At 42.7% G+C, this 23,003-nt stretch carries 25 protein-coding genes; 13 read left to right on the forward strand and 12 right to left on the reverse strand.

All coding sequences use genetic code 11. The features are described 5' to 3' along the window. Positions 1 to 118: 118 nt before the first annotated feature. A complete protein-coding gene (locus RM049_RS06980; RefSeq protein WP_322703644.1) occupies positions 119 to 1,246 on the forward strand; it encodes a hypothetical protein in 1,128 nt (375 codons plus the stop codon). Between the two features lie 172 nt (positions 1,247 to 1,418). After that, positions 1,419 to 2,558: a YbjN domain-containing protein gene (locus RM049_RS06985; RefSeq protein ID WP_322703645.1), complete on the forward strand. Its 1,140-nt coding sequence runs from the start codon at positions 1,419 to 1,421 to the stop codon at positions 2,556 to 2,558. An 11-nt stretch (positions 2,559 to 2,569) separates the two neighbouring features. Here the strand turns inward: RM049_RS06985 and RM049_RS06990 are convergent, their stop codons facing one another. From RM049_RS06990 to ilvN, 3 genes are all read right to left on the reverse strand, one after another. Continuing rightward, positions 2,570 to 2,884 (reverse strand): Txe/YoeB family addiction module toxin, encoded by a 315-nt coding sequence (locus tag RM049_RS06990; protein ID WP_322703646.1) that lies wholly within the window; start codon positions 2,882 to 2,884, stop codon positions 2,570 to 2,572. Next, positions 2,859 to 3,161, reverse strand: coding sequence for a type II toxin-antitoxin system Phd/YefM family antitoxin (locus tag RM049_RS06995; protein WP_322688266.1), 303 nt, complete (start codon positions 3,159 to 3,161; stop codon positions 2,859 to 2,861). Before RM049_RS06995 ends, RM049_RS06990 begins: the two co-directional genes overlap by 26 nt. Positions 3,162 to 3,322: 161 nt before the next feature. Next, positions 3,323 to 3,841, reverse strand: a complete 519-nt coding sequence (ilvN, locus tag RM049_RS07000) for an acetolactate synthase small subunit (protein WP_322670465.1) — start codon at positions 3,839 to 3,841, stop codon at positions 3,323 to 3,325. 270 nt (positions 3,842 to 4,111) lie between these two features. On the opposite strand from ilvN, the gene RM049_RS07005 reads away from it, so the two are divergent. Then, entirely contained in the window at positions 4,112 to 4,477 is a 366-nt protein-coding gene (locus tag RM049_RS07005) for a BON domain-containing protein (protein WP_322670464.1), read from the forward strand. Positions 4,478 to 4,563: 86 nt separating this feature from the next. Here RM049_RS07005 and RM049_RS07010 read toward each other — a convergent pair whose 3' ends face one another. From RM049_RS07010 to bioU, 3 genes are all read right to left on the reverse strand, one after another. Then, the gene (locus tag RM049_RS07010) at positions 4,564 to 5,472 is read right to left on the reverse strand and encodes an alpha/beta fold hydrolase (RefSeq protein ID WP_322703702.1); all 909 of its coding nucleotides are present in this window, start codon (positions 5,470 to 5,472) and stop codon (positions 4,564 to 4,566) included. Positions 5,473 to 5,508: 36 nt separating this feature from the next. Continuing rightward, positions 5,509 to 5,637 carry a hypothetical protein gene (locus RM049_RS07015; protein WP_322703647.1) on the reverse strand — a complete coding sequence of 43 codons (129 nt, stop codon included), beginning with the start codon at positions 5,635 to 5,637 and terminating at the stop codon, positions 5,509 to 5,511. A gap of 170 nt (positions 5,638 to 5,807) precedes the next feature. Next, on the reverse strand, positions 5,808 to 6,827 hold the full coding sequence (gene bioU, locus RM049_RS07020) for a (S)-8-amino-7-oxononanoate synthase BioU (protein ID WP_322703648.1): 1,020 nt from the start codon (positions 6,825 to 6,827) through the stop codon (positions 5,808 to 5,810). A 285-nt stretch (positions 6,828 to 7,112) separates the two neighbouring features. On the opposite strand from bioU, the gene RM049_RS07025 reads away from it, so the two are divergent. After that, a complete protein-coding gene (locus RM049_RS07025; RefSeq protein WP_322703649.1) occupies positions 7,113 to 7,676 on the forward strand; it encodes a hypothetical protein in 564 nt (187 codons plus the stop codon). A gap of 107 nt (positions 7,677 to 7,783) precedes the next feature. Here the strand turns inward: RM049_RS07025 and RM049_RS07030 are convergent, their stop codons facing one another. Continuing rightward, complete coding sequence (locus RM049_RS07030) at positions 7,784 to 8,170, reverse strand: VOC family protein (protein WP_322703650.1); 387 nt, start codon at positions 8,168 to 8,170, stop codon at positions 7,784 to 7,786. Positions 8,171 to 8,286: 116 nt separating this feature from the next. On the opposite strand from RM049_RS07030, the gene RM049_RS07035 reads away from it, so the two are divergent. Further along, on the forward strand, positions 8,287 to 8,451 hold the full coding sequence (locus RM049_RS07035) for a hypothetical protein (protein ID WP_322703651.1): 165 nt from the start codon (positions 8,287 to 8,289) through the stop codon (positions 8,449 to 8,451). 409 nt (positions 8,452 to 8,860) lie between these two features. Next, positions 8,861 to 9,472, forward strand: coding sequence for a hypothetical protein (locus tag RM049_RS07040; RefSeq protein WP_322703652.1), 612 nt, complete (start codon positions 8,861 to 8,863; stop codon positions 9,470 to 9,472). An 80-nt stretch (positions 9,473 to 9,552) separates the two neighbouring features. On the opposite strand, the gene RM049_RS07045 is transcribed toward RM049_RS07040, so the two are convergent. The 3 genes from RM049_RS07045 to RM049_RS07055 are packed head-to-tail and all read right to left on the reverse strand — an operon-like array spanning position 9,553 to position 12,538. Then, positions 9,553 to 9,945: a hypothetical protein gene (locus RM049_RS07045; protein WP_322688261.1), complete on the reverse strand. Its 393-nt coding sequence runs from the start codon at positions 9,943 to 9,945 to the stop codon at positions 9,553 to 9,555. 43 nt (positions 9,946 to 9,988) lie between these two features. Beyond that, complete coding sequence (locus tag RM049_RS07050) at positions 9,989 to 11,269, reverse strand: VWA domain-containing protein (protein WP_322703653.1); 1,281 nt, start codon at positions 11,267 to 11,269, stop codon at positions 9,989 to 9,991. Between the two features lie 12 nt (positions 11,270 to 11,281). Further along, the gene (locus RM049_RS07055) at positions 11,282 to 12,538 is read right to left on the reverse strand and encodes a VWA domain-containing protein (protein WP_322703654.1); all 1,257 of its coding nucleotides are present in this window, start codon (positions 12,536 to 12,538) and stop codon (positions 11,282 to 11,284) included. Positions 12,539 to 12,776: 238 nt separating this feature from the next. Between RM049_RS07055 and RM049_RS07060 the strand changes: the two genes are divergently transcribed. From RM049_RS07060 to RM049_RS07070, 3 genes are all read left to right on the forward strand, one after another. Then, a complete protein-coding gene (locus RM049_RS07060) occupies positions 12,777 to 13,439 on the forward strand; it encodes an ATP-dependent Clp protease proteolytic subunit (RefSeq protein ID WP_322703655.1) in 663 nt (220 codons plus the stop codon). 132 nt (positions 13,440 to 13,571) lie between these two features. Beyond that, the gene (locus RM049_RS07065; protein WP_322670450.1) at positions 13,572 to 14,180 is read left to right on the forward strand and encodes an ATP-dependent Clp protease proteolytic subunit; all 609 of its coding nucleotides are present in this window, start codon (positions 13,572 to 13,574) and stop codon (positions 14,178 to 14,180) included. A 278-nt stretch (positions 14,181 to 14,458) separates the two neighbouring features. Further along, on the forward strand, positions 14,459 to 15,085 hold the full coding sequence (locus tag RM049_RS07070; RefSeq protein WP_322670449.1) for a J domain-containing protein: 627 nt from the start codon (positions 14,459 to 14,461) through the stop codon (positions 15,083 to 15,085). A gap of 179 nt (positions 15,086 to 15,264) precedes the next feature. Here RM049_RS07070 and RM049_RS07075 read toward each other — a convergent pair whose 3' ends face one another. After that, entirely contained in the window at positions 15,265 to 16,464 is a 1,200-nt protein-coding gene (locus RM049_RS07075) for a PLP-dependent aminotransferase family protein (RefSeq protein ID WP_322703656.1), read from the reverse strand. A gap of 131 nt (positions 16,465 to 16,595) precedes the next feature. Between RM049_RS07075 and RM049_RS07080 the strand changes: the two genes are divergently transcribed. The 3 genes from RM049_RS07080 (at position 16,596) to RM049_RS07090 (ending at position 21,298) form a co-directional block, all read left to right on the forward strand. Next, positions 16,596 to 17,411, forward strand: a complete 816-nt coding sequence (locus tag RM049_RS07080; protein ID WP_322703657.1) for a basic amino acid ABC transporter substrate-binding protein — start codon at positions 16,596 to 16,598, stop codon at positions 17,409 to 17,411. Between the two features lie 467 nt (positions 17,412 to 17,878). Continuing rightward, positions 17,879 to 19,870 (forward strand): serine/threonine phosphatase, encoded by a 1,992-nt coding sequence (locus RM049_RS07085; RefSeq protein ID WP_322703658.1) that lies wholly within the window; start codon positions 17,879 to 17,881, stop codon positions 19,868 to 19,870. 141 nt (positions 19,871 to 20,011) lie between these two features. Beyond that, on the forward strand, positions 20,012 to 21,298 hold the full coding sequence (locus RM049_RS07090; RefSeq protein WP_322703659.1) for a protein kinase domain-containing protein: 1,287 nt from the start codon (positions 20,012 to 20,014) through the stop codon (positions 21,296 to 21,298). 98 nt (positions 21,299 to 21,396) lie between these two features. On the opposite strand, the gene RM049_RS07095 is transcribed toward RM049_RS07090, so the two are convergent. Next, positions 21,397 to 21,615 carry a DUF4327 family protein gene (locus RM049_RS07095; protein ID WP_012407469.1) on the reverse strand — a complete coding sequence of 73 codons (219 nt, stop codon included), beginning with the start codon at positions 21,613 to 21,615 and terminating at the stop codon, positions 21,397 to 21,399. Positions 21,616 to 22,526: 911 nt separating this feature from the next. Here RM049_RS07095 and RM049_RS07100 point away from each other — a divergent pair. Next, the gene (locus RM049_RS07100; protein WP_322703660.1) at positions 22,527 to 22,952 is read left to right on the forward strand and encodes a tetratricopeptide repeat protein; all 426 of its coding nucleotides are present in this window, start codon (positions 22,527 to 22,529) and stop codon (positions 22,950 to 22,952) included. Positions 22,953 to 23,003: the final 51 nt, after the last annotated feature.

Raw genomic sequence — 23,003 nt, forward strand, 5'->3', positions numbered from 1 at the left:
ACTTTAGTTTCATAAAATATTACATAAGGAAGGAGTAAATCTGACACATAGCTGACAAAATAAAATGAAAAGCTGACAATAGCTAACATTTAGCTTGACAAAAGGAGCAGACATCGACATGACTCGGCTTTCCTTAACCTGTTCTTTTGATCCCTCAACATTCAACTTGAGCGAAAGTGCCCGCAAAGCAACTAAAATAGACTTTAATATCCAACCAGAGCAGCGTATCAGTTTGGTTAATCAAGGTACGTGGAGTGTACTTCCTTTCGCCAGAGTTCTTCCTTTTACAGATACCTTTGGCAAGGAGATAGTTGGTATTCGCCTTTTACCTGGTAAAGTCTTAGCGCAGAGTCCTGTAGTTGTCTGCTCTCAAAACCAAATTGTTACTGTATCTACTTCTTTAAGTACGGCCCTACCAATGCTCATTTATAGATATAAGTTGTATAAATTACGCCGTGGGAAGGAATCTCTACGTGAGTTGTGGCCGGAGGTAAAGGACGAACTGATCGAACTCCATGTTGCAATGGGTGGAGAGGATCATCTCGAAGGGCTGGAGTCAGTCATCTTCGATGACAAATTATATCCACAAAGCGACAATGCAGCAGTTGTTCAGGAAGCTGCGTGTGAAAGTTTGGAGCGTTTAGACTCAAATCCGCAACACCTACTATATCGAAAATACCTGCATCAAGCAATAACTAAGCAGGTAGTAGCTATTCCGCTTCCCGATCGGCTTGGTACTTGGAGAAATGCAGCAGCAGTTGTAGCGCTACAGATCAGTAACCAGTTGAAGAAAAATATTGAAGAACAGCAACTTGCAGCTTGGGAGGTTGCTAAACTTCCTGCTTCTATAGATACAAGCACCTCCCGCACAATTGAACATATCTTCAAACTCGGTGGTAATGCTGATTTAAGGGTAGCTAAGGCGGCGCAGATTCTGGTAAAACAGCAGGATTCGGTATTGCAAGAATGGAAACGCGATCCGATTTGGACAGCAACAATAACTTTAGCTAACGAGGGCAAAACATATAATGGTTTGGCTCATGTTGAAGCAGCCAAAAACTTAGATGAATCGGGTGAACCAGCACGCGCCTTTGATGCTCTGATCAGCGCTGCATTCTGGTCTTACAATTTCCAGGGCGAAGCTCTAATATCTGTAGTGGATGCAGCACGCTACCTTGCGACACAACATGAATGGAAAGAAATTAGTGAGATTCTTGAAAACCTGGCTAACCTCTACAACAAGTAGAGTGGACTTTCAAAAGTGGTAACTATTGACACTGCCACCTGATTCAATCTCAAATCAGATGGGCATAACCCCCTATCATCTGGCTAATTCCTAAGAGAACCAGACATTACAATCGCTACTAATTAGATGCTCAATTATTACAGCAAAATCATTAATTGTCAAATAACCATATATGTACGCGATCGCTAAAACAGATGATCATCAAATCAACACCGACTTAACCCTACACGACTCCTGCCAATCTCCCTTAACCGTTCGCGCGATCGCACTCACTCTCACCAAACAAAACAACGAACTCATTGCGTGTCGTCTCACCTTCCAAGTCAACCCACAACTCTACCAACGCATCGATACCACCGCTTTATTCAATCTTAAACCAGCTGTGCGTAACCCTCTATCATCTGACAAATTTCTCCGCGAACCAGACATCACCATCGAAACCAGTCTGAAACCCGATTTATTACCACTACTAGCAGAACACGCTGTCAATATTGATGCAACGGCAAAATATATCCTGAATTTAAGTCAAGAACAACCTGATAATCAAATCCTTTCCACCGAAAGTTGGTTAGGTTTATCTGTTAAACAGCAACAAGAATCAGGCGAAATCGGCTATCGTACTTTTTGGTCTTATATTAGTCCAGAAAAACTAGCTCAAACAAGCACGAACGGTGAAAGAATTGCTGAAGGTATTGTCAACTTTTTTAAAGATTGGACTGAAGCTAATTTATCTGTAAAAACTCAGAAAGCATCTGCAAAAATGCTAGAAAGGATCGATAAATTTTTGACTGAATTTGCTGATATTAACCAAGATGAAATAACACAAAAAATAGAGGCAGATTTGCCCTCAGATTCTACAGATGGTAGTATTTTTGAAGAAATAATCAATTTTTTCCAAGCTGATGATTGGCCCTTTGTACAACTTCCAGGACAGCCAGCTTTACAAATATTGTTCCAAGGCGAAAATGGCAAATGGAATTGTTACGCTAGAGCCAGAAGCGAACAAAATCAATTCGTTTTTTATTCAATTTGTCCAGTCAATTCACCAGAAAAGAAGCGGCTGGCTGTAGCAGAGTTTTTAACTAGAGCTAATTCTGGCATGATGATCGGCAATTTTGAGTTAGATTTTACCGATGGCGAAATTAGCTACAAAACTAGTATTGATGTTGAAGGTGACAGACTCAGTTTTGCACTTATTCAACGGGTGGTTTACGCCAACGTGACGATGATGGATGAATACTTGCCAGGGATTATGTCTGTGATTTATGGTAATGTCTCACCAGAAGAAGCGATCGCTAAAATTGAAAGGTAGTTAATCAGCCCTTATTCGTAATGATACCGACAAGCTAAAAAATCAATCTGAGTGTTTCCCACCCGATATACAAGCCGATGTTCTAAATCAATTCGCCGCGACCAAATATCTGCATCCATATATTTTAATGGTTCTGGTTTACCAATCCCCTCAAACGGGTCTTGCATTACAGCCGTAACCAAATCTAATATTTTCGATGCTTTCTGAAAATCCTGCTTAAACCACCAAGCTAAATCTTCTTTAAATTGAGAACTAAAACCAGGACTGCGATTAACAATAACTAATTTAATTTCAATAGGTTCAGCTTTTTTTTTCTTCTTGCTCAATCCCCAACTCCTGCTGAAGTTCTGCTAGCGTTTGAGATTGGATGTTACCTGTTTTCGACTCCTCTATTGCATCCAGTAAACGACGCGCATTAGCAGGCGATCGCAAAAGATAAACCGTCTCAAGTAAACTCACTAAATCTGATTCAGCAATCAAGGCTACATTTTCACCATCACGACGGTTGATCATATACACCTGATGATTTTCTACTACCAGCTCTAATAACTTAAAAAAGTCATTTCTCGCATCGGTTGGGGATGTGATTTTGTAAAACAACATTAGTTAATGTACATAAAGTTGTACATAAATTATAAACTATGCGGTTCGTGGGTAGTTGAATATTTCTTTTTTGCTAGTCCCTAAATAGAAGTCATAGTAACAATTGCCACTATAACTTCTGCTGCGTTTGAGTATTTCTGAGTCTTGATTTAAATTCCCAACTAAACCTTTGCTTCCAAAGATTTGAGTAACTCAGTATTCACGCCTGACTCACGAGTTAGGGCAATTTTGCCAGTACGGGCGATTTCTTTCAAACCAAATTTTTGTAATACTTGCACGATCGCTACTAGTTTACCTGGATCTCCCACAACTTCTAAAGTGAGAGAATCTTCCGCCACATCCACGACTCGCGCCCGGAAAATCTGAGACAGTTCGATCACTTCTGAGCGATTGCTGGTACTAGCATTCACCTTCAAAAGCATCAATTCCCGCTCTACACAAGGAGTTTCGGTAATATCCTGGACTTTTAAGACATTGACTAACTTGTACAGTTGCTTAGTGAGTTGCTCGATCACGCGATCGTCACCAGGGACAACCATTGTAATTCGGGAGACTCCTCCTTGTTCAGCAGGGCCAACAGCAAGGCTTTCAATATTAAAGCCGCGACGCGCAAATAAACCAGATATGCGGGAAAGAACACCCGCCTCATCTTCTACGAGAACTGAAAGGGTATGTTTCATCTTCGCCAACAGAGGCTAGAGCAGGAATTGAGTAACGCAGACACTAGCTAAGGGCAATGCTAGACCTACTACCGCACTAAATTTTCAGTGCGACCTCCTATTGTAAACTTAAGAGCTGCACTCATTGCATTTCCAATCGAGAAATTGTTTAGAAATTCTACTGCAAGCAAGAATTTGATTGAATGTATATCTTTTTGTTGGCAGATGCAGCATTTGTTGCAAACCTTTTATACTCAGATTTGATCGGTTTCTAATAGGAGAAAAGTTTTTATGGGTTGGCTACAAAGATTGTTTGGCATGGAAAAACCTCAAAATGCAGAAGTAAATCCGGCTCCACAGGCTATACAGCAAGCTCCTAGTAGTGATGTTGCTAGTGCTACGCAATCAATACCCCCAGAACGTCTGGGATTAAGCGGGGAATACGATCAAAGTGGTTTAGCAAAGCGGGTAGCGTTGGCATTTGATGAAGATCCCCAACTCGACGATGTTAATACCCTTTGGGTGGCTCAGACGGGTAGCACTGTAGTGTTGAAAGGTAAAGTTCCCAGTCAAGAAATTCTCAACAAAATGGTTTCTGTGGCGCGTTCTGTAAATGGTGCTACAGATGTTGACACTAACCAAGCAACGATTGGCTAGGTGCAAGAAGGCAGAAGCTTGAGGGAGATGAGGGAGATGAGGGAGCAGGGGAAGAATTCAAACTCCTAATTCCTAACTCCTAACTCCTAACTCCTAACTCCTCTCTCAATCCAATCTAAAATCGCTTGGTTAACTTGTTCTGGACATTCATCATGGGGACAATGCCCTACGTCTTCCAGATTTAGCAGTTCCAACTTCTCGTTATACTGGGCAAATTGGCTAGCTAGGGCTGGCGGCACAAACCGATCTTTTTGTCCCCAAATTAAAAGCATCGGAATTGTTAAGGTTGGTAATACTGTCTTGACACTGGGGCTAAAGTTAATTCCGATCGCCGCTTTGAATAAAGCACTAAATGCCCTCGCAGAACCCCGGTCTTGGGGAGGCCCTGCTAAAATTTCGATCAGTTCATCGGTAATCGCTTCTGGGTTAGCGTATGCAAGACGTGCCCAGCGACGCAGCACCCCAGGACGGCGCACGAAGTTAAACACAGGTTTAAGTATCAACGGCGAAGCAACAACATTTTTAATTGCTGTGACAAGTGGGCGCAGCACAAGAGGAATTGCTTCTTGTTCTAATGACGGGTCTGGTAAACTCATCATCACCATACCCAGCACCATATCGGGGTGGGCGGCGGCGGCGGCCATAGATATCAGTGAACCGTTGGAATTGCCTATTAATATTGCTGGTTGACGGATAAATGTTTTCCAGAAATCGTAAACTTGCTCAACCCAGAGTTCGATGCTGTAATTAGCTGTGGCTTTTTCAGAAGCACCAAAACCCAACATATCTATGGCGTAAACTGTGTGATGCTCACCCAATACCTCTAAATTATGTCGCCAATGACCAATGGAAGCGCCAAAGCCATGTAACAAAATTAGCGGTGTTGTATTGGGGTGACTTTGGCTAGGACGAATGTAAGTGTAGCGAGTTTGCCAGCCACGCCAAATCCAATCTCTTTGATTACCAACTCGTTCCTGCCAGTGTACCGTAGCGATCGCACTTACCTCCGATTTATCAGCACTAAAATACCATTATAAGAATTGGGGATTAAGCATTGGGCATTGGGCATTGGGCATTGGGCATTGGGCATTGGGCATTGGGCATTGGGGATTGGGCATTGGGGATTGGGCATTGGGCATTGGGCATTGGGCATTGGGCATTGGGCATTGGGCATCGAGAAGAGACAAGGTAGACAAGGAAGAGGGGGGAGATAAAAGAGAGACTTGTTCAATAATTACCCCTTATCCTCATTGTCCCCCTTGTCTCCTCATCTTCCCTGCTCCCCTGCTCTCCATGCCCCATGCCCCATTCCCCATTCCCCATTCCCTATTTACTTAACAAATTGGGGCATAATTTCAGCTGCGGTAAATATTCCATAGATGCCGCGTTGGTGCAATTGTCTGCCAGCTTTGAGATAGCCGAAAGCAGGGCCGCAGACATTGGCTGCCATGCTGGTTTCATCTCCCAGAGTAAATGTATGGGTAGAAATCTTTCCTTCAAAGGTGCGTCCTGTTACCTTCACATTAGTGCTGAGAGGCTTTTTAGGATTGCGAGTATCGACTACACCACCAACTGTAACGCGATCGCGCCCTACTATCCCGGCTACTTCTAACATCACATCATCAGCGTGTTCCATATTTTTCAAGGTCAGCACGCCGTTAGTTTTATCTAGTAGTGCTTCTACTTCCGCGTCAGTCATCGCCCTCGCAGCTTCTACTGTGTAACCAGGCATGTGGCCGATGTCTTCCCGGACAGTGGCGCGGTAAGCTTCCCAGTTAGCAATTCCCACCCCAAAGGTAATTTCAACTTGATGAATTTCGGCGTAACTTTGGGCGGCTAAAGCTGCTGCTGCTGTTAATAGTCCAGGTGTAGCACCGCATCCTGTCATGTAGGTAATTCCGGCGGCTTGCAGTTCCTCTTTCATCGCTAGGAGTTGTTCTACAGCAGTGGTGCGTTTAATCGCATCTACTAGTACCCCACGCCAACCAGATTTGATAAATTCCTTGGCGACATTGGGAATAAAGTCATTAGGTAGGTTGGGTAAAGCCAAAAAATACCCATCTACTTCAGCTATTTCGATTAAATCCTGAATACTTTGATTTGTTAATGTACCAATTGGCTCTAAATAACCGACTGAACCCTGAGACTGATATGTTGCAATGGATTCTTTAGTATTTAAACCGTCAGCAGCGTAAGCGTAACCTTTTTGGTCTGCTGCTGCAACTAAAATCATTTCTCGTTTGCCAGCAACTACCTTGGCGGCTGCTTGTCCGAGTCCGCCGAAACCCAGTACTCCCACACGTATCGCTGGCGAAATATTTAGAGAATTTTTGATTTTTTCAGAATTCATAGTCAATTTGTTAAGTTGAATCAAAAGCCTTGAATATTCGGCATCTCAGCTTCCGGCTGGTAACTGGTGGCTGATGGCTGATAGCTCAAAGCTATAGAGATTAATTATGATTCATTATCCTGGGTTCTTTAACCTGATATTGCAGATATTTATCTACTAGCGATCGCTTTTGAGTTTTTTGACTGGGAATATACCAGATTTAAACCAATGGGCGCAACTGGCAACCCAGAAAAAAGCTTAAAAAAACTAGCTAAACTTGATGTTCTGACAGAATAGAGTTGCGTGATGTATGCAATCACTCATGGGAGCGATCGCTTAAAGTGGTATGAAATTGTTAAAATTCTGAGCATTATGAAGCGCATTTGCACTACAGTTAATATTTTTAGAATAACTTCATTATCTGCTTTTATATTTGCTAGCACCACTAATTTATTGCTAGTGCAGACAGTCATAGCTAAACCAGTACAGACAAAAAAGCCAGTCAATCAACCAATACCATTCAACTCAAGAGTACGAATATATCCTGCAAATAATAGCTTACCAGCAAGCCGTTTTATAACGATTGAAAGTGTTATCAAAAAGTCTAGTAAGATGCAAATTGTAGAAGCAAAACTTACAATATATGAGGAATTTACAGCCAAAACAGGGGAGTACAAATCATCGATTTCTAACAACCGAATGGTGTGGATTGTGACTGGTTTTGTCCAAGGTGAGTTGAGAATGGCTAAAGGTAGAAGTGTCTGTACTGATAATGCTAAACTTGTGGAAGTAACGGATGCTGAAACGGGCGATTCGTTTGGTAGAAGTATTTACTGTCCCCCAAACAACCAGATAAATTTTATGCGGTAAAGTTGACTTAGAATCAAAAATAACTTGTATTCAGGAGATTAACAATTACAGTGGTGCAATCGCTTCATTATCTATAGTGATAACAAGTTGACCTGTCAGCAGTAATTTTAACGCTCATAAATTTCTAATGGTAAATTGTCTGGGTCTTTAAAGAAAGTATATTTTTTACCTGTAATTTCATCAACTCTGATATTTTCTACCTCTACTCCTTTCGATTTTAAATAAAAAACAGTTTCCTCAACATCATCAACTTTAAAAGCAAGATGTCTTAAACCACAAGCCTCTGGCTTACTAGGCCGTTCTGGAGGATTGGGGAAAGAGAATAGTTCGATTTGAGTATTTTCTGCAACTTTTAAATCTAATTTATAAGAATTTCTGGCGGCGCGAAAAGTCTCTTGAATAATCGAAAAGCCTAAAGTTTCGACATAAAATGCTTTGGAGCGATCATAGTCAGAACAAATAATCGCTACATGATGAATGCCAGTGGTTTTCATGTGTACTTTTCAAGCTACTAATCATTTACCTGTAGCACTTTTAGCAGAGTTTTGCTAGTCTTTGCAAGTTCAGGGCTTTCGCAAAGTGCTAATCTGGAAAATGCAAACTTTAATTTTTGCATAGTCCTACTTGGGCGATCGCATCATTGAACTATCTAACCGCTATGAAATTGTTGCTTGAGCAAGGATTACCACTCTCTGCGGCAGCATTGCTACGTGATGCAGGTATTGACACCATCGTTTACCGTTGTTGCCGGATGTCTAAACTTTCGCATATTTAACTTAAATTTATATTCAATCAGCAAAAAGCCATATTACTTTCTCAAAACTTCATATTTAATAAGCAAAAAGCCATATTGCTTACTCAAAATGGCGTTTTACTTTCTTAAACCCCAGTTTGCTTTCTCATTTTAGTGTTTTCCGCAAGCAAAAAGAGCTTTTACTTTCTCAAACCCCAGTTTGCTTTCTCATTTTGGTATTTTCCACAAGTAAAAAGAGCTTTTACTTTCTCAAACCCCAGTTTGCTTGTTTATTTAAGTAATTTCCGCATTCATGTTGATCTATCGTTGAGCCGTTAGCTTGCAAGCTTCATTCAGCAAGAATCTTTCAGGTGTTCTTTACGATATAGATTTAATACCTAGACATTACTATTGTCACGTAGTTAGATTTAACTTTTCAACCCATTACTTTATGTTGGAAAAATTGAAGCATCTGCGACACTTAGGAAAGTTACAACCGATTTGTAATTATACTAATAAATTTATTTACCCTTCTCTAAAATTTTTAGTTTTTAGCATTATTCTGCTGAGTTTCTTTGTTGGTGGGTGTGAGAAAGAAGATGAAAATAAGGCGATGGATAAAGAAATATCAAGACTGGAGGAAGAAGCAGAAAAGCAAATTATATCTAAAGTTAAAACTCAAAGAAACTACTTCTTAAAGAACAAAATATTTTTTATACCTCCTGACGAACCAGCAACTAACTATGGCTCATCTCCACCAATTTTTGGAACACAAATATGTTATCATTACTATACTAAAACAGATACTAATATTCTCTCTAAGACAACCATTGATGCTGTTTATAGCTATGGCGTTCAAGACGACTGTGGTGGTATGTTTGGCTTTGAACTTAAGTGGTATGTTGGAGCGAGCTTTGCAGTTCGCATTCCTGGGAGCAAGCAAGTGAAACTAATAAGTATTGTCTGTAGAAGCAATGAATTTGGGCGTGTACCATCGCGTCCAGAATACATAAATGGTGTAGTTAAATGCCCTCCTGAAACAACACAAGTATTACCGATTTAACTAACTCCACAAATTAAAAAATACAGGTATTCTGCAATTAGTAACTTTATTGCACGTCTGCTCGGTTGCCGATGTACACATTACTGAACTGAGATTATTAATGAAACTGAGGCAGGATCAACCCACTCATTTCCTTCGTAGTAGTCAAAGTGGTGATGATAGCCTGATTCTGTACTAGTGTCAAAATTAAACCAGTCTGCAAACACTTCTAGTTTCTCTGGTGTTCCTTCAATCTTTAAAGAACTGCCATCAACCATAACCTTGAGAGAACAATCACTCTTACGAATGAGTAACGAATTTAAACAAGAATCATAAGGTGCTGGGTCAAGTTCATTGACAGGAATACAAACTTGCACATTCTGAGCTTGAAGGAATTCAAGAATCGATTGGCGAATGCTTCTCAAATCTCCCGGTGTACCTGATAGATCAATCTCACCGCCATAATGGTCGTCACTAAAACGGATATGAATCATACTTGTCCATCTCAACCATCCATTACCTTAAGCTGGATTTTTACTATTCCTGTAAAACAGTCTTTGATACAATCCTAGTTTTCTTAAGGTCTGCTTCGGAAAGTTTTTCCCCAGCTTGCAAGCGAGTAGCGGAAGTTTGCAACACTGTTGCTGCACCTTTATCTCCTATTTGTAAAGCAGTTTTAGCAGCCGTTTGTAGCATTGTGGCTGCACCAGTGCGATCGCCTTGTTGCAATTTCGCCTCTGCTAACTGGGTTTGCCTATACTTCGCTAATGCGAAAATAGACTGTTGCACTTGGGGATTAGATGTCGGTTGATATGCCCGCACTACATCTGCATACACTGGCATCAAGGGCGAAAGTAAGCCTTGTTCGTTAACCAACGGGTCATCATAACGAATTTGCAGATGCCCGATCGCTTGTTTCCCTTCTAGCAATTTTCCCAGATAAATGTTAGCCAAAACTACCCGTTCTACATCCTGCATCAAATCTCCCAAACGCACAGCAAAGCTACCATCAGCTTCAGTTTCCACTGGTAACTCGATTGTGTCTGGGGCAACTTGAGCAACGGGTTTCAATTCTGCTAGTCGGACATTGGGCACTAAAGATAACAGCAAGTAAGCATTAGTTAGCCCAATCGATTGAATCCGTCCAAACAGTCGGCTAAATTGCTCCACAGCTTGTTCGGGACGTTCGATATAAGCTAAAGTACCACCACCGACATCGGCAATGTTTTCTAGCATATCTTGATTCCAGCTATTGCCAAATCCGAAAGTGTTGATAGTTAGGTTCAGCTTGGCAGCCTTTTGCGCCAGTTTCAGACAGCGCTTATTGTCATCTCGCCCTATATCCCACTTCCAAATCCGCAAACCGCTTTCACCATGTCCATCCGTCAGCAGAAACGCCTGAGAAACAGCGCCTCTTGTGCCCTTCATCAGTTCTGTAATTCCCAATTCCAAACCATCAGCGATCGCAGTGCCGCCGCTAGCAGTCAGTTTGCTTTTAATTTGAGATTTGATGCTTTCGGGGTCTTCAATCGCTTGGTTGGGGATAATGACTTCCGCAGTGCCAGAAAAAGCTACAACCGAGATGCGATCGCCTACTTTCAACCGATCGATTAAACCTTCCACCGCCTGGATCGCCATTTTAATTGGATGTCCATGCATGGAACCACTTTTATCCAAAATCAAGCAGAGATTAAGGGGAAGATTTCGATCGGACTCACCAGCGATTGCCGAAATTGTAATTGCCAATTGACGTTGGCTACTTGTTTGAGCCAGATCAACATTATTGTCATTTAACGCCGAGAGCAATTTAACTTTCATCTAAACTTGAGTTTACTGGGGAGGAGTATCTTGCAAAACTGTTTTGGAGACAATTCTGGTTTTCTTGCGATCGCTTTCAGATAAATCTCCACCAGATTGTAGCTGGGTGGCAGAAGTTTGCAACACCGTCGCTGCACTAGTATCTCCCATTTGCAGTGCAGTTTTCGCAGCCGTTTGTAACATTGTCGCCGCACCAGAGCGATCGCCCTGTTGTAATTTCGTCTCGGCTAACTGGGTTTGGCGATACTTCGCTAATGCCAAAATAGACTGTTGCACCTGGGGATTCGGATCTGCTTGGTAATTTTTGACTACATGGGCATAAACTGGGATATTTGGTGTAACTAAACCTACCTTGTTAGCGGCTGGATCGTCGTAGCGGACTTGCACATTAGCGATCGCTTGTTCACCTGTTGGCAATTGTCCCAAATAAATATTAGCTAAGATTACCCGTTCTGCATCTTTCATTAAATCTCCCAACCGCACAGCGAAACGTCCATCAGCTTCTTGTTGCAGTGGTAACTCGATTGTGTCTGGGGAAACTTGGGCGATAGGTTTGAGTTCCGCTAACCGGACATGGGGCATCAGGGAGAATAGCAGATAAGCATTAGTCAATCCCACAGTTTGAACACGACTAAACAGGCGATTAAACTCTTCGGCTGCCTGTTCGGGTTTTTGAATATAAGATAAAGTACCTAAGCCAGCATCGGCAATTTTTTCTAAAACATCTTGGTTCCAGTTGTCACCAAATCCCAAAGTATTCAAAGTCAAATTATAGCTAGCAGCCAATTGGGCGAATTTCAAACAGCGATTGTTATCACCGTGTTCATTTTCCCCATCGGTTAATAAAAAGGCTTGGGAAACAGTATCTTTTTTTCCCTTTGCCAACTCTTCAATCCCCAAGCGCAGTCCTTCATCAATCGCAGTCCCACCATCAGCAGATAGGCGATTAATTTGCTGTTTGATTTTCTCTGGATCTTCGATACTTTGACTGGGTACTAAAACTTTGGCACGGTGATCGAAAACTACAACACTGAGGCGATCGCTAGGATTGAGTCTATCTACCAGACGATTCGCTGCTTTTTTCACCGTTTCTAGCGATCGCCCGTTCATAGAACCACTATGATCGAGAATCAAGCATAGATTCAGTGGCACATTTCGGTCTTGATTTTCTGCGATCGCCGAAATCGAAATTCCCAACTGACGTTGACTGTTCAGTTGATTTGCGTCCAAATTACCATCATTCAAGGCAGGCTGCAAATTAACCTTCATAACTCAGAGTCCCTATTCAGGATATACATACTAAAAAATAACTTCAAAGCACCACTTTAGCTCTACGGAAAACCTATCCAACACAAATACACTAATATAATCAGAATATCTTAGAAGCCAAGCATTGGCAGATGCGAAGCCACCTTCAGCATTAGGGAGAAATCCGCACCTTAAGGAAGGCTGGCATCGCGCTAGGATGTATTACAGTTAACGGCATAGTTTCAGGCGATCAGTTGCTATGGACATTTCCCCAATCAAGGCTGTTCAAGCCCCATATTACGGCGATAACTTTTACCGAACACCACCGCCAGATTTACCTTCCCTCTTATTGAAGGAGCGAATCGTTTATATTGGGATGCCACTGGTGCCTGCTGTTACGGAATTGATCGTGGCCCAATTGCTGTTTTTGCAATCCGACGACCCGGAAAAACCGATTAAAATCTATATCAATTCCACCGGCACTTCCGGTTACAGTGGCGAACCCATTGGCTTTGAAACCGAAGCCTTCGCCATCTTTGACACCATGAAATATATCAAGCCTCCTATCCATACCATCTGCGTCGGTTCCGCGATGGGTATGTCAGCAATGCTTCTTAGTGCTGGTACAAAAGGTTGCCGCGCTAGTTTGCCTCACTCCTCGATTATCCTGCATCAGCCCAAGAGCTACGCCCAAGGTCAAGCAACGGATATTCAAATTCGCGCTAGGGAAGTTTTGGTAAATAAAGGGGCGTTAGTTGATATCTTACATCGCACCACTGGACAGCCTCCAGAAAAAATTACTAAAGACATGGATCGGTTGTTATATTTAACACCCTATGAAGCGAAGGAATACGGTTTAATTGACCGGGTTTTTGAGAAAGAAGAACTCGCCAATCCTCCACTTCCTGCCAGTGTTCTTTAATTTATCTTTTGTCCTTTGTCATTCGTCCTTTGTCCTTATGTTAATAACCAAAAATTATTAATGTTAACAACCAATTGACCAATGACCAATGACCAATGACTAATGACTGACTAATTAAAAACGGAGTAAATTATGCCTATAGGCGTTCCTAAAGTTCCTTACCGGATGCCCGGTGGACAATATACAGATTGGATTAGCATCTACGATCGCCTTTACCGAGAACGGATTATATTCTTGGGGCGTGATATTGATGATGAAATTGCCAATCAAATTATCGCTGTAATGCTGTATCTGGACTCAGACGATCCAGGTAAAGACATTTATTTATACATCAATTCCCCCGGTGGAATGGTTACATCTGGCATGGCTATTTTTGACACCATGCAACATATCAAATCAGATGTAGTGACTATTTGCGTGGGTTTAGCTGCTTCAATGGGGTCTTTCCTGCTGGCTGCTGGCACCAAAGGCAAACGCCTAGCATTGCCTCACTCACGGATTATGATTCACCAGCCTTCAGGTGGTACCCGTGGACAAGCAACCGATATCGAAATTGAAGCTAGAGAGATTCTGCGGATTCGTCACCAGCTCAATGGCATTTATGCCGATAAAACAGGTCAGACCATAGAAAAAATTGAAAAAGATATGGATCGTGACTTTTTCATGTCTGCCGAAGAAGCAAAAGAATACGGTTTAATTGACCGTGTGATTGAAGAACGAACCTCTGTAGTAGCTGGTTAGTAGGGAGGTAGGGGGCAGGGGAGCAGAGGAGCAGAGGAGCAGAGGAGCAGAGGAACAAGGAAGAATAATTAATTCCCCAATGCCCCATGCCCCATGCCCCATGCCCCATGCCCCATGCCCCATGCCCAATGCCCAATGCCCAATGCCCTTTTATAAACAAACTGTCAACATTGAACTTTAAAATAGAAAATTAGCCCTTATCATTAATAGTCCGGGCTTGAAGCTGATACTGACAGATAATAGCCAATAGCTAAATATTCGATAGCTGATAGCTCAAGATGGATCTTGGAGATTGCTACCGTTTACTAGGTTTAAGATCGGGAGCTTCTTTTGCTGACATCAAAGCGTCTTACCGACGACTGGCGCAGCAATATCATCCCGATATCAACCCAGATGACAACAAAGCCAAAGATAAGTTTATTGCCTTGACAGAAGCGTACAAACTCCTGATGACAGTGGTACTACCAGAGGAAACTGTGGCACATTCAACTCAGGTATCAACATCTGGTGGGCGTGATGACGCTAAGGCAACGCATAGGCAGAAAACACCAGTAACAACGGTGACAAGTCAAGAATCAGGGAAACCAAAGCCGCCTAATCTGTTGGAAATAGAAGAACGGCTGAAGTGGAAGACTTATGAGCAATTGCAGCGATTTTTGCAAGAAAAACGATTTCCGCAAGCGATCGCCCTGGCGGAAGCTTTAGCAGATCGTTTGTCAACAGATGCAGAAGTTCGTCAATGGTTAGCGATCGCCTATCAAATTTGGGGACGGGCGCTAATTTCCGAAAAACAACTACTCAAAGCCAGAATTTATCTTAAAAAAGCTTTGAAAACAGACCCTCATAATAAAAGTCTCTGGTATGAAGTCCAGCGCGATTTTCAGCGCTTGGAGCAAATTTTTTAAAGATTTACAAAATTTATTAAAAACCAAAATCTCATTTCCAGGTTGTAAAAAGGAAATGGTCTTCATTGGGCTGCTACCACTAAGATAGGAGGCGGGAGCCTCTCAAAGAGCATTCCCAGTCTGAGACTGGGAACGAGGTACGAATTACAAATTACGAATTACGAGTTACGAATTACGAATTACCGCCATCCACGTAGCACTGCTCCCAAGGTAGCGATTCCCTCGACAATCTTTTTAGTTGGTTGAAAGCTAAAAGCTAACCTGATGGCATCATCTCCCTGTCCATTGGCGTAGCAGCGAGTTCCTGGGAGAAAGCTGATGCCATGTTCATTGGCAGCAGTTAAGAGTGCTTTGGCGCTGATGTCTGACGGCAATTTACACCACACATAAAACCCACCACTTGGTCGCAAAGCAACTACATCAGTGGGAAACTCCTGAGCGATCGCTTCTAACAACAAATTACACTTATGTTTGTACCAGACGATTAGCTCCTGAATGTGATAATCTAGTTTGCCTGTAGCACAGTAGCGACCAACCACATGGCTGACAAACGGCCCCACAGGCCCTTCACTTTTGAACATTGCCAACCGCTCAATAATTGCTGGATCGCCACAAGCCCAGCCTAGCCGGATACCAGGCGCAATGATTTTCGAGAAGGTATTCACGTATAACACCCACCCATCCTTGTCAAGGCTTGCCAAAGATGGTACAACTTCACCTTGGAAGCGCAAATCGCTATAGGCATCGTCTTCCACCACCAACACGCCATACTCAGCCGCTAACGCTACCAGTTTTTGGCGACGAGATAACGGCATAGTAGAGCCTGTGGGATTATGAAAAGTAGGGATAGTGTAAATAAACCTGGGTCGAATCCCCCGTTTTTTCAAGTCGCTTAAAGTTTCTTCTAACGCATCTACATCCATTCCCATCTCATCTACAGGAATAGTAATCAGGCGGGCGCCAGCCTGGACAAATCTATTAACTACTTCCAAGAAGGTTGGCCCTTCCACAATTACCACATCACCACGTTCGACAAACACATCTGGTAGCAAGCCCAAAATCTGACTGGAACCGTAGCCAATAATGACGCGATCGCGATCGGCAGGGATTCCTTGAGCCTGCAAGCGGAGGATTATTTGGTCATAAAGTTGGGCTGAAGGTGGCCCGTAATTGAGAGCGAGCGGAGCTTCTTCTGCCAGTACAGCAGCACTTGCAGCAGACAAATCAGCATGAGGAAAGAGAATTGGGTCAGCCAGACCATAGGCAAAGCTGACGGTGATGATTTTGGTTAACTCAGTGCCGTAAGTTGGTGGTGTCAGATTTCTAGCTCTTTCGGCGAACAAATCAGCAATTTGGTAAGCAGAAGTGGTAGAAGCCATAAGCGATTAAAAATTGAGAGTCAGAATATAGAACACACACAAAGGCAATTAGCAAAAAGTCATACGTATGTATTCTTTCTTATAACATCTTGACAAGTATCGTAAAAATTGGTTGCTAGAACAAAATTACTATGGTGAAATTAATTAACTTCAAGTGGCAGCAGCTAATTCTAAGCTTAGGCTGCCTACTACTAATTATTGCCTGTCAAAGTTTATATCCCACTACTAACCCAGATGTTAAAATTCTCAAGGTCGCCACAGACCCCACCTTTGTCCCTTTTGAATTTCAAACAGCTGACGGTAAGTTAGAAGGTTTTGATATTGATTTGATGAATGCGTTGGCGTCGCCCGCCGCAGGCATCGCTAAAGTAGCACGTTTTGCAATCCAGTTTGAAAGTCTGCCCTTTGATGGCACGATCTCAACTTTGCAAGCTAAAAGAGTTGATGCAGCAATTAGTGGAATCACAATTACCGCCGAACGCCTGAAAACAATTGCTTTTTCACGACCTTATTTTAAAGCCGGACTTGCGATCGCTGTCCGCGAAGACAATCAAAATATTAAAGACTTAAAAAGTCTCAAAGGCAAAAAAATTGCTGTCCAAATTGGTTCCACTGGGGCAGATTTTGCCAAAACCATCCTCAACGCCAAAATTAGTACTTTTAATTCTGGGCCAGAATTTTTCCAAGACTTACTCAATGGCAACGTTGATGCTGTGGTTAGCGATGCTTTCGCTACTTTGTATGCGATTAAAAACGGCAAACTCAAAGGCATTAGAGTTGTTGCGGATTTGCTCACCCAAGAATACTACGGAATTGCTACGCCCAAAGATTCACCGCATTTGGATGCAATTAACAAAGGTTTAGCAACTTTGTTATCCAATGGCACTTACAAGCAAATTTATCAAAAATGGTTTGACGCTGAACCTCCACAATTGCCAGACTCTTGATAATTGGGCATTGGGGATTGGGGATTGGGCATTGGGGATTGGGGATTGGGCATTGGGCATTGGGCATTGGAGATTGGGGATTGGGGATTGGGCATTGGGCATTGGAGATTGGATAGTAGAAAAATTATTTCCTAGTCCCCAGTCTCTAGTCCCCAGTCCCCAGTCCCCAGTCCTCAGTCCCCAGTCCCCAGTTCCCAGTCCCCAGTTCCAGTCCCCAGTCCCCAGTCCCCAGTTCCAGTCCCCAGTCCCCAGTCCCCAGTCCCCAGTCCCCAGTCCCCAGTCCCCATTTCCAAGGAATTAGCTGCCAATATATGAAATATTTATCTAATATGCGTCACAATTAATACTGCCACTAAAATTCATTGATCAACTACAATCTACTGTAGTCAGGGACAGCCAATTGTGGCACCTTGGATGTTAGTGGCTAGAAGCACCTTGGAACGAATGGGAATAAAGGAACTTCCACTATGCTGATTTGCCCTCAGTGTAAATTTGAAAACCCCAATAGCAACAAATTCTGTCAAAACTGTGGCACATCCCTGACTCACAAGGTTTGTCCTGAATGCGGTACCGATGATGTACCTGTGAATGTATTACGTTGTCATAACTGTGACGCAGAATGTGGAACAGTGTTTTGGGCAATTATTGCTAAAGAAACGACTGGGGAAGCTTTGAGAGGAGAAGGGGATGTCAAAGATGTGGGAGGTGAGGGAGATGAACAAGCAATACCCTCCTCATCTCCTGTATCTCCTACTCAAATTACATTAGGCTCCTATTTAGACTCCCAAGAACGCTATCAATTATTAGATGCGCTACCTACGCAAACGGAAACCGCCATTATTACTGATGTGGGTGTGAGAGTTATAGACTGTCAGCCGTATCAAATATCACCGATTGAGGCAATCCTAGAAAATCAGGAATCAGATTTGCTCACACCATCAGTGGAAGCGAATGAGATTCCTCGCCTTGCTAAACTTTATATTGCTTTACAATCCCAAGGTGAGCGGAGGATACCGTCGATTCACGACGCATGGCAGCAAGGTGATATACAGGTATTAATAATCGAAAACCGCTCGGATTGGCAGTATTTACTCGACCTGTGGCAAGAAGAAACAACCAGTTCGTTAAAAATTTTACACTGGTGTTATGAAATGACCCAACTTTGGGCAGTATTGGAACCAGTAAATTGTCGTCAAAGCCTTTTAGATTTGTCGAATTTGCGATTGGATGAAGACCAAACGTTGGCACTACAAAGGTTGTATGTGGAATCACCGAATTCTCAGCCTGCCACAGAGTCGTCAGAAGATGTCCCTCGCCAAACATCTGCCATTCCAGAGGAGCCGTTAACTATCCAAGCTTTGGGAAGGGTTTGGCAAGCACTATTTAGACAATCGCAACGGACTCAATTTGGCTCCGTAGTCCAAATGTTGGGGGATTTAGAGGTAGGTAAGATTCAGACGATCGCCCAATTGCGATCGCGTTTGGAGGAAATCTCTGTTGAACTGGAAGCATTAGGAAGCGCAACTTTGCCCCCAATAAAGGAGAAAAATACTGCTGTGTCCACTACCCCGCAATCAGATGAGTTAGAAGATATCATTAGCAAAACTGATGATATGCCAACTGTGGTGCTGGCGATGCAGTTAAGTAGCTTAGAAGATGCAGGACGCACAGATGTGGGGCGTCAACGTCATCATAACGAGGACTGCTTTGGCATCGAAACCAAAATTCAGAAACTGGAGTTCCCTAAAAGTCGAGTTTTAGAAGGGCATGGTTTGTATATTCTTTGTGATGGTATGGGTGGACATGCTGGCGGCGAGATAGCCAGCGAGTTAGCAGTCAACACCCTACAGGAATACTTTCAAGAACACTGGATTGCCAACCAGCTGCCAACAGAAGATAGCATTCGTGAGGCAGTGTATTTAGCTAATGAGGCGATTTACAAGCTCAATCAACAAGATGCCCGTTCTGGAGTTGGGCGTATGGGTACAACTTTAGTAATGCTTTTAATTCAAGATACTCAAGCAGCAGTTGCTCATGTGGGAGATAGCCGTCTCTATCGCCTGACGCGCAAGCAGGGGCTAGAACAAGTCACAGTAGATCACGAAGTTGGGCAACGGGAAATAAATCGAGGAGTGGAAGCAAGCATAGCTTACGCCCGCCCAGATGCTTACCAACTTACCCAAGCCTTGGGGCCTCGTGATGAAAACTCGATTAATCCCGACGTTGGCTTTTTCGACATTAACGAAGACACTCTTCTGCTGTTGGCATCGGACGGTCTATCAGACAATGATTTACTAGAAACTCATTGGCAGACCCACTTAGAACCCTTACTTAGTTCTGGTGTTAACTTAGAACGGGGCGTTACAGAATTAATTGATTTGGCAAATCAACACAACGGTCACGACAATATTACTGGTATACTTATTCGGGCAAAAGTACGTCCAAATCTAGAAAGTTAAAGAAGGGACTGGGGACGGGGGACTGGGGACTAGGGACTAAGATAAAATTCTTTATACCCAATACCCAATCCCCAATCCCCAATCTCCAATCCCCAATCCCCAATCCCCAATACTCAGTCCTCTTACCTTATAGGTTACATTGTGGTTAGTCTGACCCTGTTAGAACCGCAACAGAAAACGCCCCTCCAGCAGTGGAGCTTTGAGAACTCCTCCATAATTCGGATTGGTCGAGCGGCAGATAATCACGTTGTTTTAAATGATAGTTTAGTTTCGCGGCATCATCTAGAACTAAGAAAAGTCGGTGATGCTAGCAATGGCGATGCTTGGCAGCTGATTAGTCAGGGTACAAATGGGACTTTTCTCAACGGTATCCTTGTACTTCAGAGTCCGTTACCAGATAATTCCCTTTTGCAATTGGCACAGGGAGGCCCAATATTGCAATTCCAAATTCAGCAGGTAACAGTACTGGAAACTGGTTTGCGATCGCAGCAACAAATACAAGGGACAGAAGAAAACGCCGCCGAGACGCTTTACTCAGCAGGAAATCTGGCAAATTTATCTTCCACTTGTACGCACGAAGGCAACTCCCCAAACAATCTGTTTTGCATCCACTGCGGTCAACCTCTCTCAGTCCAACAGAGAATTCGCCATTATCAGGTGTTACGAACTCTCGGACAAGGAGGTATGGGTACTACTTATCTCGCTTGGGATGAGGCTGGTCTGATTGCGGGTGTGCCACAACTGCTGGTTTTGAAGCAAATGAATGCTGATATGCTAAAAATTGTCAAAGCTCAAGAGTTATTTGAGCGAGAGGCGCACACTCTCAAATCCCTTAACCATCCTGGAATTCCCAAGTATTATGACTTCTTTGTAGAAGGCGGAAAAAAATACTTGGCAATGGAACTAATCCACGGACAAGATTTGGAGAAACGTGTCTATACCACTGGTCCAGTAACACCAAGCCAAGCGATCGCTTGGATGATCCAAACCTGTGATATTTTGGACTATCTTCATAGCCAAGAGCCTCCACTGATTCACCGCGATATCAAACCTGCCAATTTAATGGTGCGAAGTTCAGAAAATCGGATCGTGGTGTTAGATTTTGGCGCAGTTAAAGAAATTGGCACAGCGCCTGGTACTCGAATTGGTGCAGAAGGTTACTGCGCTCCCGAACAAGAACGAGGACAACCTTTGACTCAATCTGATTTGTATGCAATTGGGCCAACGCTGATTTTTCTGCTCACAGGCGAAAACCCGTTCAAGTATTACCGCCAACGAGGGCGAAACTTCAGGTTTGATGTGGCAAAAGTTCCCACCATTAGTTCCCAATTAAGAGATGTTATCGATCGGGTTACAGAACCATTGCCACGCGATCGCTATCAAAACGCAAAAGAATTGGCTGCGGCTTTAGCTTCCTGCAAAGTTTAGAGAATCGGGAGTATGTAGAGACGCTATTAATCGCGTCTAGGGAGTAGTGAATATTAAAAATTTCTATTCCCTATGCCCTATGCCCTATGCCCTATTCCCTACTCTTCATCCCAAGTTTCTACAGCTAGCAATTCACTAACTGGGTCTTGCATACTAAAGCCAAAGTCAAGCAGTTCTTGTTTCCAGTGCTGCCATTCATTACCATAGAGCAAAGCGATTTTCCAGATGCTATCGCTTGGCTTGATAATATTCGATTCTATGAGTGATTGCACGTTGCGCTGCAATTTCACCATTGGGTGAATCACTTGCTGAGTCATAACCTCGATTGAATTCTGAATTTTGTGGGTAAATGCTTAATTAAAACTGCTTTCCATTCTGCAATTGTTGCCGGCCCGTAGAGTGGTTTAATTTGGTAAAGCTAGTCTTAACTTTTTAACTATACCATAACAAACTCTACTAAGTTACTGATAAATTCGGTTTTGTACGGTAATTACCACCAGAAAATCCCAATTTTACCAAGCAGTCCTTAAACTTTTCGCAGAAGTCAGACAAAAGTTTTGGGAGAAGGAGTAAGGGATGCTTATGTTTACCCTTTTTCCTTTAACTTTTGCCCCTTTTGTTTTTCTTCTTTACATTTACCTTTTTTCCGCAACAGTGCAACACTACCTTTCGTAAGATATCTATTGTGGACGCCGAGCAGAATAATTAGTCCTCAGGGAAGTTCCACTAAGTAGTGTGACTGAGGAGTACTAGGAAAATTCTGTTTGTTTAAATTAAGAAAAATATGCTTGCTTGTTGCACTAGCTATAGGATACGAGCTACTTTGAAGGTTTTTGACCGACTGGGAAATTTGCAATTGAGTAGAAATGGTCTACTCTTTCTGTTGATTTAAATGTTATTTAGATTATCGCAAACATCTGGCTTTAGGCGAAATAATTGTAAATCTTTATATAATTTTTATGTTTTGTTTAGAGAATAAGACCTGTTAGGGCACAGGGTAGGGTTTTGCTTTGAGGTATAGGAGCGATGCCTACGGCGGTAAACTACGCATGGCAAAATTATTGCTACAGCATAGGTTTACCATAAGGTTCTCTCGTTTTCAGAGTCAGCATTTGAAGTTTGTGTAAAAAATTTTTAGCGCGGATGTTAGTTTCTGTTGAGCAGATGGGTATCCTCAGAACGGAGGCTTGCTGATACTTAAGTGTTTACCGCAGCAAATATGTGAGACATGGCTGGTTCAGACGAAGAATATCTAATTACCCGCAAAAAGCAGATTCAGCGGCGACAAAAGATTGTCACGATAGTGTCGATGTTCTCGTTTTTTGGTTCTACGTTATTTGCAGTCATTCCAGCAATCCAACAGGCTACCCAACCTAAGCCAGCAACTGCGTCTGCTTCTCCTGAGTCAGGATTACAGCAACAGGCGCAGGGCTACGAGTTGGTTTTACAACGGGAACCAGAAAACCAACTTGCTTTAGAGAAATTGTCTTTGCTGCGGTTGCAATTGAAAGATTATAAAGGTGCGATAGAACCTTTGGAGAAGTTGGTGAAGTTGCACCCTGAGCGGCAAGATTACAAAGTTGTATTAGAGAAGATTAAAAAACAAGAGGGTAATGGCGATCGCAGCACAAACAACCCGCCAAAATCTAAGTAACAATTTCACTTAAATATTTTTGGAAGATCATAATTTTAAGATTACAAATAA

This window comes from Nostoc sp. DedQUE04 (assembly GCF_034530995.1).
Lineage (GTDB): Bacteria > Cyanobacteriota > Cyanobacteriia > Cyanobacteriales > Nostocaceae > Nostoc.